The sequence below is a fragment of the Pseudomonas sp. URMO17WK12:I6 genome (assembly GCF_003253625.1).
In the GTDB taxonomy this organism is placed as follows: Bacteria; Pseudomonadota; Gammaproteobacteria; order Pseudomonadales; family Pseudomonadaceae; genus Aquipseudomonas.
On the sequence record NZ_QKYZ01000003.1, the window covers coordinates 351,460 to 367,035 of the forward strand.

Here is a 15,576-nt window from a genome sequence, read left to right on the forward strand (position 1 = left end):
CGGCGTGTTCGTTGGCGCGCTGGGTGAAGGCGGCAGTCTCGGCAGCGTTTTGCGCGACGCTGTCGGCGGTCGAACTCATTTCGGTGATGGCGGTGACGGTCTGATCGGTTTCCGAGGCGTGACGCACCAGAATCTTGCTGGTATGCGCGGAGGTGCGTTGCAGGTTCTCCAGGCTCGACGCCATTGCGCCGGTGGCCTGAGTGACTTCGCCGATCATGTTCTGCAAGTAGGCAATGAAGGCGTTGACCGAATGGCCGATGGCGCCCAGTTCGTCTTCGGCGCGGATGGTGATGCGTCGGGTCAGGTCGGCATCCCCCGTGGACAAGGCATCGATGTTGGCTTTCAAGGCTTTCATACGCTGGATCAGTTGGCGGATGGCGTACACCTGCAGCAATACCAGCAGGATCACCATCGGAATCTGCAACAGGCTCAAGGTGCTCAGCACATCGTCACGCTGGGCGGTGATCAGCCGGGTCGGCAGGGCGGTGGCGAGGAACCACGGCGTGCCTTCGATCGGACGCATGAAGAAGGTGCTGGCTTCGCCGTTGTCATCGAACTCGACCCGTTGCAGGGGTTGGTCACGCTGCGCCAGACCAGCCTTGACCTGAGCGGCAAACGGCGAGTTGGCAGCCAGCTCGCTAATGTTTTTCAACACGATCGGCCCGCTGATTCGCGAGCTGTTGCTGATGATCTTGCCGTCGCCCTCGACAATCAGCATCTCGGCGCCCAGGTCTTTTTCCTTGCGCGCCACCAGGTCGTTGAAGAAACCCAGGGTCACGTCGATGGTCGAGACACCGTACGCCGCGCCGTTTTTCTGAATGGCCATGGCGCAGTTGGTGCGCGGTTCGGCGCTGGCATCATCTTTATAAGCGGCGGCCCAGGCACATTGGCCGCGCGGGGTCTGCATGCCGCCCTTGTACCAGGTCTGGTCGTAATAGTTGGGTGCCGCGTCGCTGTTCCAGAACGTGTTGACCGCCAGTTTGCCCGAGGCATCGCGGTGCCAGAAGGTGCTGAACTTGTTGCGCCCGGCTTCGCGCTGACCAGGCAACGGCCAGATCCCGCCACCAAAGACCTTCAGTTCACCGTACTGATCGACCAGGCCTGGCAGAACCGTGTCGATGGCGGCGCTGTCGAGCAGGGGAATGGTCTGGGTGATGCTGCGCTGCTGGGCTTGCACCTTGTTCAGTTCACCCTGGATCTGCTCGGCCACTTCGGCGATGCGATTGAGGGCAACTTGTTCTTCGGTGTGACGCAGCTTCGGCGCGACCAACTGGCTGATGCCAGCCACGGTCAGCACGGATAGCAGCAGGATGAATAGGACCAGAAACAGCGTGTAGCGAGCCTGAATGGTACGGAATGCGGGCATGGGACCGGTCCTTGTGCAGCGTTTTTATTATTGGGTAGGGGTTCGAAAATCGGCGGCGTCGAAGGGCTATCGGCGCGCGAAGGCTGAGCTTTAGGTACGGTCGTGCAAGATTTGACTGGGGTGACGGGGGGTGGGCGGGAAGTGTCGATCTCGGTCCCCATTGGCAAGGGCGTGAAGGCCAGGGCCTGACGTGGTCGGTTGTGTTGGCCCGCTCGAACTGTCGAGCGGGCCAGGCAACGGCTACCGGTCGAGCAACTTCATGACCTCTTCCGGATAGCGCAAGCCAGCGGTGGCATTGGCCGGGAATATCGCTTCAAGGGCCTGCAACTCTTCGCGGCTCAGTTTCACCTCCAGCGCGGCCACATTTTCCTCCAGGTATTTACGCTGTTTGGTGCCCGGAATCGGGATCAGGTAATCCCCTTGAGCCAAAACCCAGGCTAAGGCCAATTGGCCGGCTGTCACGCCTTTGTCGGCGGCCAGCGTTTGTACCTGCTGCACCAGCAACAGGTTTTTGGCAAAGTTTTCCCCTTGGAAACGCGGGCTGAAGCGACGGTAGTCGTCTGCGGCGAAGTCATCCGGGCTTTTCAGTGCCCCGGTCAAAAAGCCCCGGCCCAACGGGCTATAAGGTACAAAGGCCACGCCCAGGCGCTGGCATGCGACCAGGCAACCGTTCTCTTCCTGATCGCGGCTCCACAACGAATATTCACTTTGCAGGGCACTGATCGGATGAATCTTGTGCGCTCGCTCCAGTGTGTCGACCGAGGCCTCACTCAATCCCAGGTAACGCACCTTGCCGGCCTTCACCAGTTCGGCCATGGCGCCGACGGTTTCCTCGATGGCCACCTGCGGATCGATGCGGTGCTGGTAATACAAATCCAGGGTTTCCACGCCCAGGCGCTTGAGGGTGCCGTCGATCGCTTCGCGAATGTATTCCGGGCGACCGTTGACGCCACGCGCGCCGGGGTTGGACGGGTCGCGGACAATGCCGAACTTGCTGGCCAGGAACACTTGGTCACGCTTGCCGACAATCGCCTTGCCGATCAGCTCTTCGTTGGTGTGTGGGCCGTACATGTCTGCCGTGTCGAGCAGGTTGATCCCCAGCTCCAGCGCGCGATGCAGCGTTGCCGTGGCTTCGCGGGTGTCCACGCCGGTGGTGTAGAAATCGGTCATGCCCATGCAACCCAGACCGATGGCTGACACCTGTGGTCCGTTCTTGCCCAGTTGACGTGTTTGCATGAAATGAACTCCCTGTGGATGTAGGCGCTTAGTGTCGATCTCGACAGAACGAAGATAAACCGGCTAAAAGTGCTATCACTGTTCGTAATTTCTAAATAATCATCGAGCCCTGACCATGGATCGTTTAAACGCCATGCGTGTATTCACGCGAATCGTCGAACTGGGCGGCTTCGCCAAGGCGGCGGACAGCCTGCAATTGCCGCGTGCCTCCGTGACCATTCTGATCAAGCAACTTGAGGCCCATCTGGGCGTGCAACTGCTGCAACGCACCACCCGGCAAATCAGCCTGACGCTCGATGGCGCAGCCTATTACCCGCGTTGCGTGCGGTTGCTGGCGGATCTGGAGGAAACCGAAGCCGTGTTTTCCGCTGCTCGCCACAACCCCAAAGGCCTGTTGCGAGTGGATATGCCGGCGGGAGTGGGGCGTTTGATGGTGATCCCGGCATTGCCGCAATTCACTGCACGCTATCCCTTGATCGAGCTGGAAATCGGTTTGAATGACCGGACTGTGGATCTGATCCGCGAAGGTGTCGATTGCGTGTTGCGGGGCGGCTCGGCCCTGGACGAATCACTGGTGGCGCGACCGCTGGCCACACTGGATCAGGTCACGTGTGCGAGTCCCGAATACTTGCAACGTTGCGGGACTCCGCGGTGTCTGGAGGATCTGAAGGGGCATCAGATGGTGGAGTACTTTTCCAATAGCACGGGCAAACGCTACGGACTGGAGTTTGTCGTCGATGGGCAGTTGCGGTTGATCGACCTGCCCAAGCACGTCGCGGTCAACAGCTCCGATGGCTATCTGGCAGCGTGTGAGGCGGGATATGGCTTGGTCCAGGCTCCGTATTATCACGTTGCCCGTCAATTGAAGGAGGGACGTTTGATCGAGGTCCTGAGGGATGTGCCGCCACCGGGTATGCCGCTGACGGCGCTCTATCCTCCTCACCGCCAGTTATCCCGGCGGGTTAGGGTATTTGTCGACTGGCTGGTGGAACTTTGCGCTCAGCCGGGTAATGACTTTTACAGGAAACCCTCACGCGGCTGAGCGGGCTCCAATGGGTGCATCGGCGCAGCGCTGGCTTCTCGTGGCGCTCGCGTTCTGCTGCAAATCGTCATGCAACTGTTGCATGTATACGCAGCCCAGATCGAGGGATCGAACCTGCACGCCCCGATGAAACAGGGCGAACCAGCCATTGTCACCTGACGTAGGCATCAAGCCGGTAAAGGCGAAGCCCAGCGCCGAAAAACTGCACAAGTCCCGGGCGAAGTGCCGGGACAGTTCGAGCCGTGCCGAGATCACCCAGTGCCCGGGCAGTTGCCGGAGTTGCTCAAGTAAATCATCGTTCAAATGCTGAATGATAATGTCGACCCGATGCTGATGTTGTTCAATTTGCAAGGACGTGGCGAGGCGCGGAGTGTCCTGGTGGGTTCCGAACACCGAGCACAGGTGCTGCATAAGCGCCCGGCAGCTTTCGGGCCATTGGATATTGGGGAGTGGTCGTGTGTGTCCTTCGATCATGTGGCAACACATCACCATGGTTTCCGGAAGTGGTTCGCCAAATGGCGAGGGGACGTAGTCGGGAAGCAGTCCAGTGTTGTGGAAACCGAGTTTTTTTGCGATGCGTTGCGTGTAGGGATGGTGGGTCACTTGCATGATCGAGGCGCTTTTAAGCCCCAGAGAACCTGCCTGTCTCAGCAGTTCGCGGCCCAGACGAGTGGCGATGTCCTGCCCCTGCGCGGCGGGATGTACCACGGTGAGGGCCAGTTCCGCGGTATTCGAAGGTGTGTCGCGTCGCAACGCGGCATGACCGAGGACGGCTGTGTCATCCACAGCCAGCATTGATTGCCAGTGACCCTCGGCATTGTGCTGATTGATCATGTTCGGCAGGTAAACATCCGGCTGAGCGTAATGATCGCCGTAGACTTCTTGAAACAATCGACTCACTGCGTTTGCATCGGAAGGGCGGTAGGCGCGAATTATCAACGGGGTCATCACACGAACTCCTGCAAGGGAACGTCATACACTCGCAAATCCAGCACCCGCAGTTGTTTGCCCGAGCGAGGGTGGAGTTTCAGGTCTGTGGTTGCGCAAGGCAGTACTCGAAACTCCAGCAGACCCTCGCGGCTCAGGTCGTCGATGGCGGGGTAGTGGGCGAGCAGCGCTTCACGCAATTCGCGGAGCACCGGTTCGACGGCTTGTAACTGAGGTTCGGGCACCCACTTCACGCTCAGCAGATCCTTGGGGCCGGTCTGCTCGATCAGCAATTGCCATTGTTCGCTGCGCGCTACACGCTGGACGATCTCGTGTATTTCTTCAGTGAACAGCGACAACACACCGACTCGTACTCGTTGACTGTGGGCACTGCGCCCTTTGAGCGCGAATTTACGCCTCGGGGTTGCGGCCGGCTCACGCCAACAGGCACGGTCGCCCACTGGGTAGCGCAGCAGCGGCATAAGCCGGCGTGTCAGGTTGGTCAGTACCAACAACCCGGTGCGATCGCACTCTTCAATCACTTCACCGGTGTGTTCGTCGACGATTTCCAGCAGGGTTTGTTGATCGAACACCCGATGCTCGCCCAATGCGCAGTCGCGATCGCTGGCGCCTATCAGCCCGGCGTCTACGCTGGCGTAGCCGATCGAGGCGATACGGGCATTGGGGAACATTTCCCCAAGGATTGCCAACTGCGGAGCAAACAGGCTTTCGCCGGCATATAACAGCGTCTCAACCCCGTACAACACACGCCGATGCTGCGCCAGGTAGGCGCAGAATTGCAGCAGTTGTGCCGGTACGCCGGCCAGAACGTTGATCCGATGCCGCTCTATGGCATCCGCCAATACGTCCGGCTCGACGTTTCCGGTAAACGGAAATTCGCAGATGGATCGCTCGACATAGGCCAGGGAGTCGTGGACGAACAGAAAGCTGGCGTAGAGATCCCCTGAAAAAAACAGGTTGGCAACCCGGTCGCCATTGTCCAGTTGAGCTGAGAGGCTGGCGCCGAACGTGCTGACCAAGGCTTGCCATTCCTCGTAGGAGTAAACCGCAAGTTTGCCTTGGCTGGTCGAGCCTCCGGTTTTTAATACCAGTGCATCATCGACATCTCCGGTCAGGACTGACCAATGACTCAAGTCGTTGCTACCGGACCAATAGTCGGCCACATGGGTTAATGGCAGATCTTTTAAAGTAAGCCCGTTCTCGGGCAAGTGTTCCAGATGTTTACGGTAGAAGTTGGAGTGTTGCCTTATATAAGGTACAAGTTGTTCAAGCGAATAAGTTGGCTTCACGGGATTCTCTTTTATAGTGGGCGTCTTGCGTCGACTTCTCTTATTTTCGTTGATCGATAACTAAGGGGGTTTTGCCACTGTGTTTGTTTCGGGTGAATGCTTGTTCAACGCATGTTGTCACCTCCACAATTAAAAGTTCAGCGCGCACCGCATTCGCCAAGGCTTCGTGGGTCAGCAGTTTTTCGTGTACCCACTCGGCGTCTGCATCCGCGAGAACGTACATGCGTTCGACCCCGTTGGCGGTGTGGTCCAGGACCACTTGAATGGGGGATCCCACACTGAGTTCCAGCGCCGCGGGCGAAATGAACTCCGTGCCAATGCGCACCAGTTTGTCGTGCCGCTGCAGCAGTTCGAATCGCGGCGTCTCCAGTCCGCAAGGGCAGGTTCCGGGTATCCAGCGGCCGGTGTCGCCGATGTCATATCGGCGCACGTGCTGACCCTGCCGGGCGCGTGACGTAAACAGCAGGCGGCCGATCTCATTGGCCTGTACCGGCGCATCCTGTTCGAGCTGGACGATTTCCAGATGCTGGATTTCGCTCATCAAGTGGAATACGCCGTCCGCCGTTGCCCGGCAGGCATGCCCCAGGGGGCCTGCATCGACGGAGCCATACATGGCGGAGCGAATCGTCGACACCCCACAGCTTTCCATCAGGCGCCGACTGGCTTCTCCCGGATGTTCGCCGCCAAGGAATACTTTGCCGATACCGGCATAAGCGCGAAGTCGGGCCTGCTCTTTGAGAAACAGCCGATGCAACGTGCTGGGCATGCCGATCAGCACGGTGACACGCTGCTCCACGATCAGTCGGGCGATTTCGCTGAAGTCATCGTCCTGGGGAGCCCCCATGGGCAAATGCACAACCCCCATCCGTTCAAGAATGTTGGAACAACTGAAAAAACCACCATAAAGGTTGCCGCCGTAGAACAGGTTCATTACTCGGTCCAGTGACGGATCGAGCCCGACGCAGAACATGCCGTCGGCCGAGGCGCGCATTTGTCGATGAAAGTCTTGATAGCTGAAGCCAGCCAGCGCCGGGGTCCCGCTGCTACCGCCGGAGCGGAAGTACAGCTGTGCTGCGGACCCGATCGGCTGGGCCATAAAAGTGTCCTTGTCCATGATCGGGTCACGGGATGTGTCGGGGGCGGGCGGAACTGGGTCGAGCGTTGCACGACCTGTTAAGACATGCTGGGGCAAACTCACCGAGAGGCGGCGACTCAGACGCGACAGCGCGTAGACGCCATCGTGGGGCTCGCCGGTGTATCCGTCATGGATCGATTCGCAAGGTGCAATGCGACTGACGCCGGCATTGACCAATGTTCGAACGAGCTCAGGCGTTTTTGCCGAGGGGGACATCAACGCGCAGCTTTGCAGGAAGTTGCGCCAGGGCTGCAGCGTCTCGGCGAGCAGATACTGAGGAACCGGTTTGAGCACAATCGTACGAAACAACGGTGACGGCGCGAGCTTTTGATGGTGCTCCCAGATGACACGCCATCCGAGGCCAGTCCACACTTGGCCGGTCTGATTGGCATAGCACTGATCGAGCCGTGCCATGGCGGTGCGGGTGGTGATTTCCGATGCTTCCTGATCTGTCGGCGTTAATGCCGGCCAGTGTGGGGCGCGACGGTTGAAGGCTTCGGCCAGTCGATCTCCGAGGTTCTGCAAGACGGCCGGATCGTTGCTGTCCACCAGCACCCATTGAGGACTGGAACACGCTTGTTGATCCAGTCGACAGACTTCATCCGCCAGGGCATCGAGCGCCGAAGGGGACGCCGCGTCAGGCGACAGATAGGCGAAGCTGATCTTGTGTCCCCAATCGATCCAGCGACAGCCGGACGGGATCTGCTGGCGTATCGATTTAAGCGCCGCTTCTGCGCCCCAGGCGGATACCCCATCGGCCTTGGCGCAGAGTTGAGCGATGCACGAGGTGTTCACCGGCAGTACCGCTACGAATTCGGCCAGTCTGCCGCTGGTGTCGCACTGCACAAGGGCGGCGAGCAATTGTGCGGTCAAACCCTGATCGCTGGAGCTGGGGCGCAGCCAGTTGATGTTGCCGGCCAGCAGGCTTTCGAGGATCGCGCAGAACGCCAGCATCGGCGCATTGCCCGGGGTGATATGCACCACCAGCCCCAATGGATGCCAGCTTTCGAAGCTTGGCTGGCGGTAGTCGATACGCCGCAGTGAACGCGGTTGCGGGCCCAATTCCCGTTCAAGCTTGGTGCTCAGGTTGCTGCGCTGGCAGAAGTCGATAAGCCCCTGACATTGGTCGTCGTCCAGGGGCAGATCCAGGCTGCGAGCTTGCAACTGCATGGCAAAGCAAGCGGCGGACTCGATCACGATATCGCTGTCGATCGGCGTAGCCAGCAGCCGGGGCAGCGGTTGCTGAAGGAGCTCGAGGGCGCTTTGGGCAGAGATGTCGTCGCGCAGTTGGCCATTGATCAGGTACATATCAAGCTCCCCCGATCAGTTCTGAAGCGGCCATGGCACAGCTACGACTGGCGCTGGTGCCGGCACGTCCATGCAGTTCGAACCAATCGGTCGTCAGGCCGCATCCGCAACTGGCGCCGGGGTGCAACGTTGCCAGATCGCCCATGACCACAGCATGAGCAGGGCTTGAGGAAATGTAGGGGGAGACGAATTCCAGCAAACCGCGCTGGCCGTAGGGCTGGACAGTGAAATCGGATGGGTTGCGCACGAAAACCTTCGAGTAAATCGGTACATGAAAATGATGGTGGGCACACTGGATATAGGGCACGGCATGCTCTACGGCGCCGTAGCCGTCCCGGCAGCGGGACAGGTCGATACCCAATTGCCGGTTGATGCGGGCATACAACTGATGCAGGGGAATCTCCTGTGCCGCCTGGGTTTTCCAGCCGCCCCCCAGCAACACCAGTGACTGGGCAGGCAACTGCAAGTCGGCCACGCCTGTGTCCTCCATGTGCTGCAGTGCATGGGAAAGGAACGCCGGAAAACCGAGAATGCGAACGGGCAATCCTTCCTCGGCAAACTCCTGCAGGGCGCGAATGACACCGAAGAGGTCGAACTCGTGGCCTTTGCCGGTCAGGCGCAAGCCGTAAGCGGCTCGGTTGACGGGGGCATAGCTACACAGAAATTGATCGGTATAGGCCGTGCCCAGGGTAATGACCGCCTCGGGTTCGTAGCTCAGAAGCAAATAATTGCAGGGGCTGTCCGGGGTGTCCCAGCCGTAGTGCCGGAAAATGTGGCTCACCATGCCTTGGGCGGCGACCATGCTGCGATGGTCGTAGCGCATGCGACTCTTCTGACCGCTGGTGCCGGATGAGGTCATCTCCAGCGCGCCTTCGCCTGTGGGACTGATCAGCAGATGACGTTTGAAGTAATTGGCGAAAATCGGCGGCAACCTTGACCAGTCATCCAGCGTCTCGAGAGTGCGGGCATCAAGGCCATTGGCGTTCAGCCAGCGTTCATATCCGGGCGTGTGATGACAATGAAACAGGCTGATTTCACCCATTGCCTGATCGAACAGACCTTCTGGCATGGATTCCAGGCAATAGGGTTGCGTTAACGCGCAAAGCGCATCGGCGTGGGGTAGATGGATCATCAAAAGACCTATGGGGTGGTATCAGACGGCAAGCGTGATATGAGAGCGACGCAGAAACAGTCGTAAGGGCGCCAGGCACAAGAGTCCCGTGAGGCCGGCCATCAGGGCGAAGGCTTCAAGGCTGTCACCGGCACCCAGTGCGGCGATAATTGAGCCGCCGCCACCCATGACGGCGATGGAGATCATGCCGATCATGGCCGAGACCAGGCCTTTGCTGTCGTCGCTGGAGAATAGGGCGAGCCGGTACAGCGCGGCATTGCTCATGCCGAGACCGATGGCGTAAAGCGATAGGCAACTGACCAACAGCACCGTTGAAGCACCGGTGAACGTTATGGTGATCAATGCAATGAGCCCGCCGCAAAATGGCCAGAGCGCATATCGAATCAGTTGGGGCAGTTCAGTGTTGGCAATCAATCGGTTGAGTATCAGATTGCCGAGAATGACGGCCGCAAATACCGGGATCTGCCACAGGCCATACTGCAGAGGAGAAAGTCCCTGGCTCTGGATCAGCAAGATTGGCGCCAAGCCGATCCAGGCAATCAACGGCAGGCTCATTAGTCCCAGGGCGACGGTAGCGCTCAGGAATTGTGTGTTGGTGAGCAACGCGGCGTATCGGCGCACGGTGCCGTTCCATTCAAAGGGCACTGCGGCCAATTGTTGACCGTCCTGGCGCGCGGTGCCCACGGTTTCCGGCATGAACAGGTAAAGCCCGAGCCAGACCGTCGCGCCGCCGACACCCAACACTAAAAACAGCTCCCGCCAGGAAAGCCATTCCAGCGCCAGGCTGCCGAGCAGGGGGCCGAGCAGCGGGGAGAGCAGCGCAACGTTCCCCAGCAACGCCATGATTTTTACCGCGTCGGCTTCGCAGAAGACTTCTTGCAGGGCTGGATAACTGACTGCAATGACAAAACCCAATCCGATGCCCTGAATCAGGCGCAAGCCGTTGAAGGCAAGAATGCTCTGCACGTAGAACGCCACGGCACAGGCCAGGGCGAACACCGCACAACCAATGAGCAACAGCCTGCGACGACCGAAGTGATCGGACAATGGTCCGATAAGCCACTGCAGAAGAACGCCGCCAATCAAGTAAAGATTGAAGGCATATGGAACGTGACTCGTACTGGCATCCAGTTGATGGGTGACGGTCAACATGGCCGGCATAATCATATCGCTGGCCATATAAGTCAGCAGTTCGAAAAGAGTGATTGCAAGACAAAAACCGAATAATCGAGGCGGACTTATATCTATCAAAGGTTTGCGCATGGCGTTCCCGTTGGTGCTGGAGTTGGATAAGGCAGCAGAGCAAGAGTAACCATGGCTCATGAATAATTACATGTGCTTATGTGAGGCTAAGAGTTTCAATACTTTTCGTTATGTGTCTGGCTGGAAGTTCAGGGGAAAGAGGAGTGGGGTTTTGTAAATAAAATTACAGAGAAATAAGAATAGTCCTACACAAAAATGCCCGCTATAGAGCAGGCATTTGTACGCGACTTGTAGGGTGATTTCTTCGTCTTGTGAGTGAATGGTAAGTTATTCACTGGTCAAGAAAGCAGTTTAACGTTATCGACGCTGATAGTAGCCGTGTCCGTCACGGTCGTAATGGTGGCCGCCATGCCAGCCGTTATTAGGAAAAATGATGCAGCCACTCAGGGTCAGGAGGGCGAGCAGTGGAATCAGCTTTGTGATTCGACGGAACATTTTAAAAATCCTCATGGTTATCGCCGCAATGAAGTCAAAACTCTTCATCGGCTGTAACATGAGACCCCGTTTGCAGCCCCGCATTCGCGCAGAACTGTAGGGGTTTGGTATGCAATCGGATACAAACCGGATACATTTTTTTTGGTTCAGGAACCCGTAATGACCCAGTCGCAACGTTTGAAATACTCGATTCTGATTTCCCTGGTGGTACTGGGGATCATGTTCGGCCTTTCCTGGCTGCAGAACGCAGGGTTCATCAGCGAGAAGCTGTTCCAGTACATCGCCATTGGCGTGGCGGTGGTCGTGGTGGTGATCAATGGCGTGATGCGTCGCAAGGTCAAGCCTTGAGCGACGCCTGCTGGCCTGATTGCTCGCCATGAAGGACGGCGACAGCCTGTGGATGCAGGCTGTAGCTTTTGTCTGGATTGAGCGTGATAACGCCTTCACTGCACAGGCGTTTCAACACTTCGCGGACACTGAGAAAGGACAGGGGAATGTCCAGGTCCAGCAAATGACTGTGCACACCGCGCACACCCAGGCTGCGGTCGCCTTCGGCGGCGCTTAGCAAGGCGTCGATGACTTTCAGGCGAATCAGGCTGGTCCGCAGGCCAAAGCACTTGAGCAAAAACCTGATCCGTTCGTTGCCCTGGCGTTCGGTCTGTTGATTGCAGGCACCGGAGCTCATGGCGCTGCCCTTTGATGCATGGCTACCATCCGTTGGCAGTTGCGGGTTGTACATGCAAAAACTCCTTTCCAGAGCCTGATCATGAAAATGTGATGGGTGCTCTTGATCAATAAGACGAACGAGCCGGGAAATAATGAAGACCTGCATGTAGAAAATTTGTCGCCGCGACGTCAGCGCTCTGTGAGAAGGGCATTTGGGGATGCCCTCGAAGACCTAATTTTTTTGGTGTTCGCTTCGTTTTTCTGGAAGGCGCATTGCGTGTCATACGTCTTTTCGATCAGGAGCGAGCGTGATTATTTCCAGGCAGTTAACCAGGTTGAGCCTGGCGGGTGTGTTTCTGGGGCTGAGCCTTGGGGCAAACGCGCGCAGTCAGCCAGAGCAGGCGACGGCCGACATCCGTCGAACCAGTTTCGGCGTACCGCATATCCGCGCCGAAAACGAGCGCGGGCTCGGCTATGGCATTGGCTATGCCTACGCTCAAGACAACTTGTGCTTGCTGGCCAATGAGATCGTCACCGTCAATGGCGAGCGTTCGCGGTATTTTGGCCCGGAGCAGGTGACGCTCGAGGAGCGCGGTAACCTGGCCAGCGATCTGTTTTTCAACTGGCTGAACACCCCCGAGGCTGTCGCCGGTTTCTGGCAGGCGCAAACTCCTGAAGTACGTGATCTCATTGAAGGCTATGTGGCGGGTTACAACCGTTCGCTGACAGAGCGTCGAGCGCAGGGTTTACCGCAGCAATGCCAGGGCGAATGGGTGCGCGCAATTACCGCCCAGGACCTGGTCAAGTTGACTCGTCGATTGTTGGTCGAAGGCGGCGTGGGCCAGTTTGCCGAAGCATTGGCCAGCGCGACTCCGCCTAAAGCCGTCGCTCATGCGGCAGGCGACCCGGCGTCGTTCCAGTTGGCGGCTTCGCGCATGCAACGCTTTGCTCTGGATCGCGGCAGCAACGCCGTGGCGGTTGGCAGTGAGCGTTCGTTCAACGGTCGCGGAATGCTGCTGGCCAATCCGCACTTCCCTTGGGTGGGTGGGATGCGTTTTTATCAGATGCACCTGACCATTCCCGGCAAACTGGATGTGATGGGCGCCGCGTTGCCCGGTCTGCCGATGATCAACATCGGGTTCAACCAGCATCTGGCATGGACCCACACCGTGGACTCGTCCAAGCACTTCACCTTGTATCGCCTGCAACTCGATCCGAAGGAGCCGACCCGCTACCTGCTCGATGGCAAGTCTTTGCCAATGAAAAAGCAGACGCTGACAGTCAGCGTGAAGCAACCCGATGGCCAGACCCGGCAGATTTCCCATGTGGTCTATAGCTCGGCGTTCGGGCCGATTGTGCAATGGCCTGGAAAACTGGACTGGAACAATCAGTTTGCCTACAGCCTGCGTGATGCCAACCTGGATAACGACCGGGTCTTGCAGCAGTGGTACGCGATGAACCGTGCCGTCAGCCTCAAGGATTTACAGGCCTCGGTGCACAAGATTCAGGGGATCCCGTGGGTCAATACCCTGGCGGTGGACGATCAGGGCCAGACGCTTTACATGAACCTGTCAGTGGTGCCGAACGTCAGCGCTGACAAGTTGGTCAAATGCAGCGATCCGCGTGCGGGGTTACAGATGATCCTGCTCGACGGCTCCAACAGTGCTTGTGCCTGGGACGTCGACCCGCACGCCGCGCAAAAAGGCATTTATGCCGCAGACAAATTGCCGCAACTGTTGCGCAAGGATTTTGTGCAGCATTCCAACGATTCGGCCTGGATGGCCAACCCGGCACAACCGCTCACCGGTTTCTCGCCATTGATCAGTCAGGACAGCCAGCCATTGGGGCTGCGTTCGCGCTTCGCCCTGGAGCGCCTGAGCTTTTTGAACAAGGCGGGTCCTATCGCGGCGGCGGATCTGCAACACATGGTGATGGACGATCAGGTGTATCAGGCGGCCCTGGTGATGCCGGACCTGCTGCAATTCTGTGCCGCGGACCTCGGCACCGATGCGCCGACGCTGACGCCCTTGTGTGCCAGTCTCAAGGCTTGGGATCACCGAGTGAATCTGGACAGTGGGCTGGGCTTTGTGCATTTTCAGAACGTCATGCTGGCGTTGCAGCAAAGCCCTGACTTCTGGCGTGTGGCGTTCGATCCGAAGGATCCGCAACACACCCCGAGTGGCCTGGCAACCGAACGGCCGGAAGTCGCCAAAGCGGTTCGAGCGGCGATGCTGGCTTCGGTAGAGAAGGTCGAGACCCTTGGCCTGAAGGCCGACAGCCGCTGGGGCGATATCCAGGTGGCCAGCAGTGGCGGGCAGCAAACGCCGATCCACGGCGGGCCGGGCGCGCTGGGTGTGTATAACGCCATTCAAAGCGTGCCGAGAACCGACGGCAAACGTGAAGTCGTCAGTGGCACCAGCTATTTGCAGGTGGTGACGTTCGATGACAAGGGGCCGCAGGTTCAGGGTTTGCTGGCATTCTCGTTGTCCAGTGACCCGGCGTCGAAGTATTCCCGGGACCAGACACAGGCCTTTTCGAAGAAGCAGTTGAGTGTGTTGCCGTTCACCGAGCAGCAGATCACGGCTGATCCGCAGTATCAGGCTCAGACGATCCGCGAGCAGGATGAAAAGGTGGGAAAGGTCGCCGCGCAGTAACAGCGATAGCGTTTAAATGAAAAGGTGAAGGCCGTACCCCGCAAGGGTCGCGGCCTTCAGCTTTTTGGGGCTTGTTGAGGCATTGAGTTGAGGACCGGATTGCCGTCCTGGTTGCGGGTCAGGTAGACCGGCAGCACCTTGGGCAGCGAAGCCACCAGGTTATTGAGCTCTTTGATGTTGTAGATACCGCCGAGGCGAATCGAACCAGCGCTGTGGTCCGCGAGCATCACCGGTTTGTTCAGATAACGATTGATCAAGGGCAGGGCATCGGTCAGCGCCAGATTATCAAGCACCAGTTTGCCGCTGCGCCAGGCCAGCGACTGGTCGTTGGCATAGGTCTGGCTGATTTGTGGCGTGAAGTCGCCGTGCCTGTAACGTGCCTGCATCGCAGGTTCCAGGCGTAGACCGTCGCCGGGCAGGGCATCGTTGCTGGTCACCAGCACGGAACCCTCGATCAGGTTCACGCGTACCTGGTCTTCATACATCCAGACATTGAATTGGGTGCCGGTGACGCGAATCCTGCCGTCGCCCGCCCTGACAATGAACGGGTGCTGCAGGTCGTGGCTGACGCTGAAGAAGGCCTCGCCTTTTTTCAGCGTGACCCGACGTTGATCCTTGTAATTGCTGAACGTCAGTTCACTGCCCAGGTTCAGCTCCACCTGGCTGCCGTCACCCAGCGTGACCTGACGAACATTATCGGTCGCCTCGAAATGCTGGTAGGCATTGGGCAGCCACCCCAGGTTCCATCCGGTATACGCCGCCAGCGGCAGCGCCAGGGCGCAGACGGTAGCGGCGATGCCGAAGGTGCGCCAGGGCGTTGTCGGTTTGAGCCGAACAGCCGGTGTGACGGATTCAGGACGAGGCAAATCCCCCGCAACATCCCAGATCTCCAGCATGGCTTCGTACTCGAAGGCGTGCAGCGGATGGGCATCACGCCATTGCTCGAACGCCAGGCGTTCCTCTGCCGTGCAGTCGCTGGCGTGCAGACGCATGCACCAGTGCGCAGCGGCATCGGTGATGGCGTCGTATTGGGCTTGCGAGAGAGAGTGGTCGGTCATTGACTCATCCTGATTTCCTGCATTCTAACCTTGAGGGGAAGCCT

12 protein-coding genes and 1 pseudogene are annotated in these 15,576 nt (G+C 58.5%); 3 read left to right on the plus strand and 10 right to left on the minus strand.

Annotation, left to right across the window (positions count from 1 at the left end):
• Window positions 1-232: 232 nt before the first annotated feature.
• A pseudogene (locus tag F475_RS30985) lies at window positions 233-1,366 on the minus strand (cache domain-containing protein); the annotation flags it as partial.
• Between the two features lie 240 nt (window positions 1,367-1,606).
• Window positions 1,607-2,602, minus strand: coding sequence for an aldo/keto reductase (locus F475_RS07560; protein ID WP_111453579.1), 996 nt, complete (start codon window positions 2,600-2,602; stop codon window positions 1,607-1,609).
• A gap of 115 nt (window positions 2,603-2,717) precedes the next feature.
• On the opposite strand from F475_RS07560, the gene F475_RS07565 reads away from it, so the two are divergent.
• Window positions 2,718-3,644 (plus strand): LysR family transcriptional regulator, encoded by a 927-nt coding sequence (locus tag F475_RS07565; RefSeq protein WP_111453580.1) that lies wholly within the window; start codon window positions 2,718-2,720, stop codon window positions 3,642-3,644.
• On the opposite strand, the gene F475_RS07570 is transcribed toward F475_RS07565, so the two are convergent.
• The 6 genes from F475_RS07570 to F475_RS30425 form a co-directional block, all read right to left on the minus strand.
• Entirely contained in the window at window positions 3,633-4,592 is a 960-nt protein-coding gene (locus F475_RS07570) for a GNAT family N-acetyltransferase (RefSeq protein ID WP_111453581.1), read from the minus strand. The two genes, F475_RS07565 and F475_RS07570, sit on opposite strands and share 12 nt — an antisense overlap.
• Window positions 4,592-5,881 carry a phenylacetate--CoA ligase family protein gene (locus F475_RS07575; RefSeq protein ID WP_177431093.1) on the minus strand — a complete coding sequence of 430 codons (1,290 nt, stop codon included), beginning with the start codon at window positions 5,879-5,881 and terminating at the stop codon, window positions 4,592-4,594. Before F475_RS07575 ends, F475_RS07570 begins: the two co-directional genes overlap by 1 nt.
• A 40-nt stretch (window positions 5,882-5,921) precedes the next feature.
• Window positions 5,922-8,324, minus strand: coding sequence for an aldehyde dehydrogenase family protein (locus tag F475_RS07580; protein ID WP_111453583.1), 2,403 nt, complete (start codon window positions 8,322-8,324; stop codon window positions 5,922-5,924).
• 1 nt (window position 8,325) lies between these two features.
• Complete coding sequence (locus F475_RS07585) at window positions 8,326-9,456, minus strand: acyl-protein synthase (RefSeq protein WP_026286419.1); 1,131 nt, start codon at window positions 9,454-9,456, stop codon at window positions 8,326-8,328.
• A gap of 21 nt (window positions 9,457-9,477) precedes the next feature.
• Window positions 9,478-10,719 (minus strand): MdfA family multidrug efflux MFS transporter, encoded by a 1,242-nt coding sequence (locus F475_RS07590; RefSeq protein WP_111453584.1) that lies wholly within the window; start codon window positions 10,717-10,719, stop codon window positions 9,478-9,480.
• 297 nt (window positions 10,720-11,016) lie between these two features.
• The gene (locus tag F475_RS30425) at window positions 11,017-11,154 is read right to left on the minus strand and encodes a hypothetical protein (RefSeq protein ID WP_018926108.1); all 138 of its coding nucleotides are present in this window, start codon (window positions 11,152-11,154) and stop codon (window positions 11,017-11,019) included.
• A gap of 159 nt (window positions 11,155-11,313) precedes the next feature.
• Between F475_RS30425 and F475_RS07595 the strand changes: the two genes are divergently transcribed.
• The gene (locus F475_RS07595; protein WP_018926107.1) at window positions 11,314-11,502 is read left to right on the plus strand and encodes a hypothetical protein; all 189 of its coding nucleotides are present in this window, start codon (window positions 11,314-11,316) and stop codon (window positions 11,500-11,502) included.
• Here F475_RS07595 and F475_RS07600 read toward each other — a convergent pair.
• A complete protein-coding gene (locus F475_RS07600; protein ID WP_018926106.1) occupies window positions 11,492-11,893 on the minus strand; it encodes a hypothetical protein in 402 nt (133 codons plus the stop codon). The genes F475_RS07595 and F475_RS07600 overlap by 11 nt on opposite strands.
• Window positions 11,894-12,128: 235 nt before the next feature.
• On the opposite strand from F475_RS07600, the gene F475_RS07605 reads away from it, so the two are divergent.
• Entirely contained in the window at window positions 12,129-14,474 is a 2,346-nt protein-coding gene (locus tag F475_RS07605; protein WP_111453585.1) for an acylase, read from the plus strand.
• A 56-nt stretch (window positions 14,475-14,530) separates the two neighbouring features.
• Here the strand turns inward: F475_RS07605 and F475_RS07610 are convergent, their stop codons facing one another.
• Window positions 14,531-15,532 (minus strand): FecR family protein, encoded by a 1,002-nt coding sequence (locus F475_RS07610; protein ID WP_111453586.1) that lies wholly within the window; start codon window positions 15,530-15,532, stop codon window positions 14,531-14,533.
• Between the last annotated feature and the right edge of the window lie 44 nt (window positions 15,533-15,576).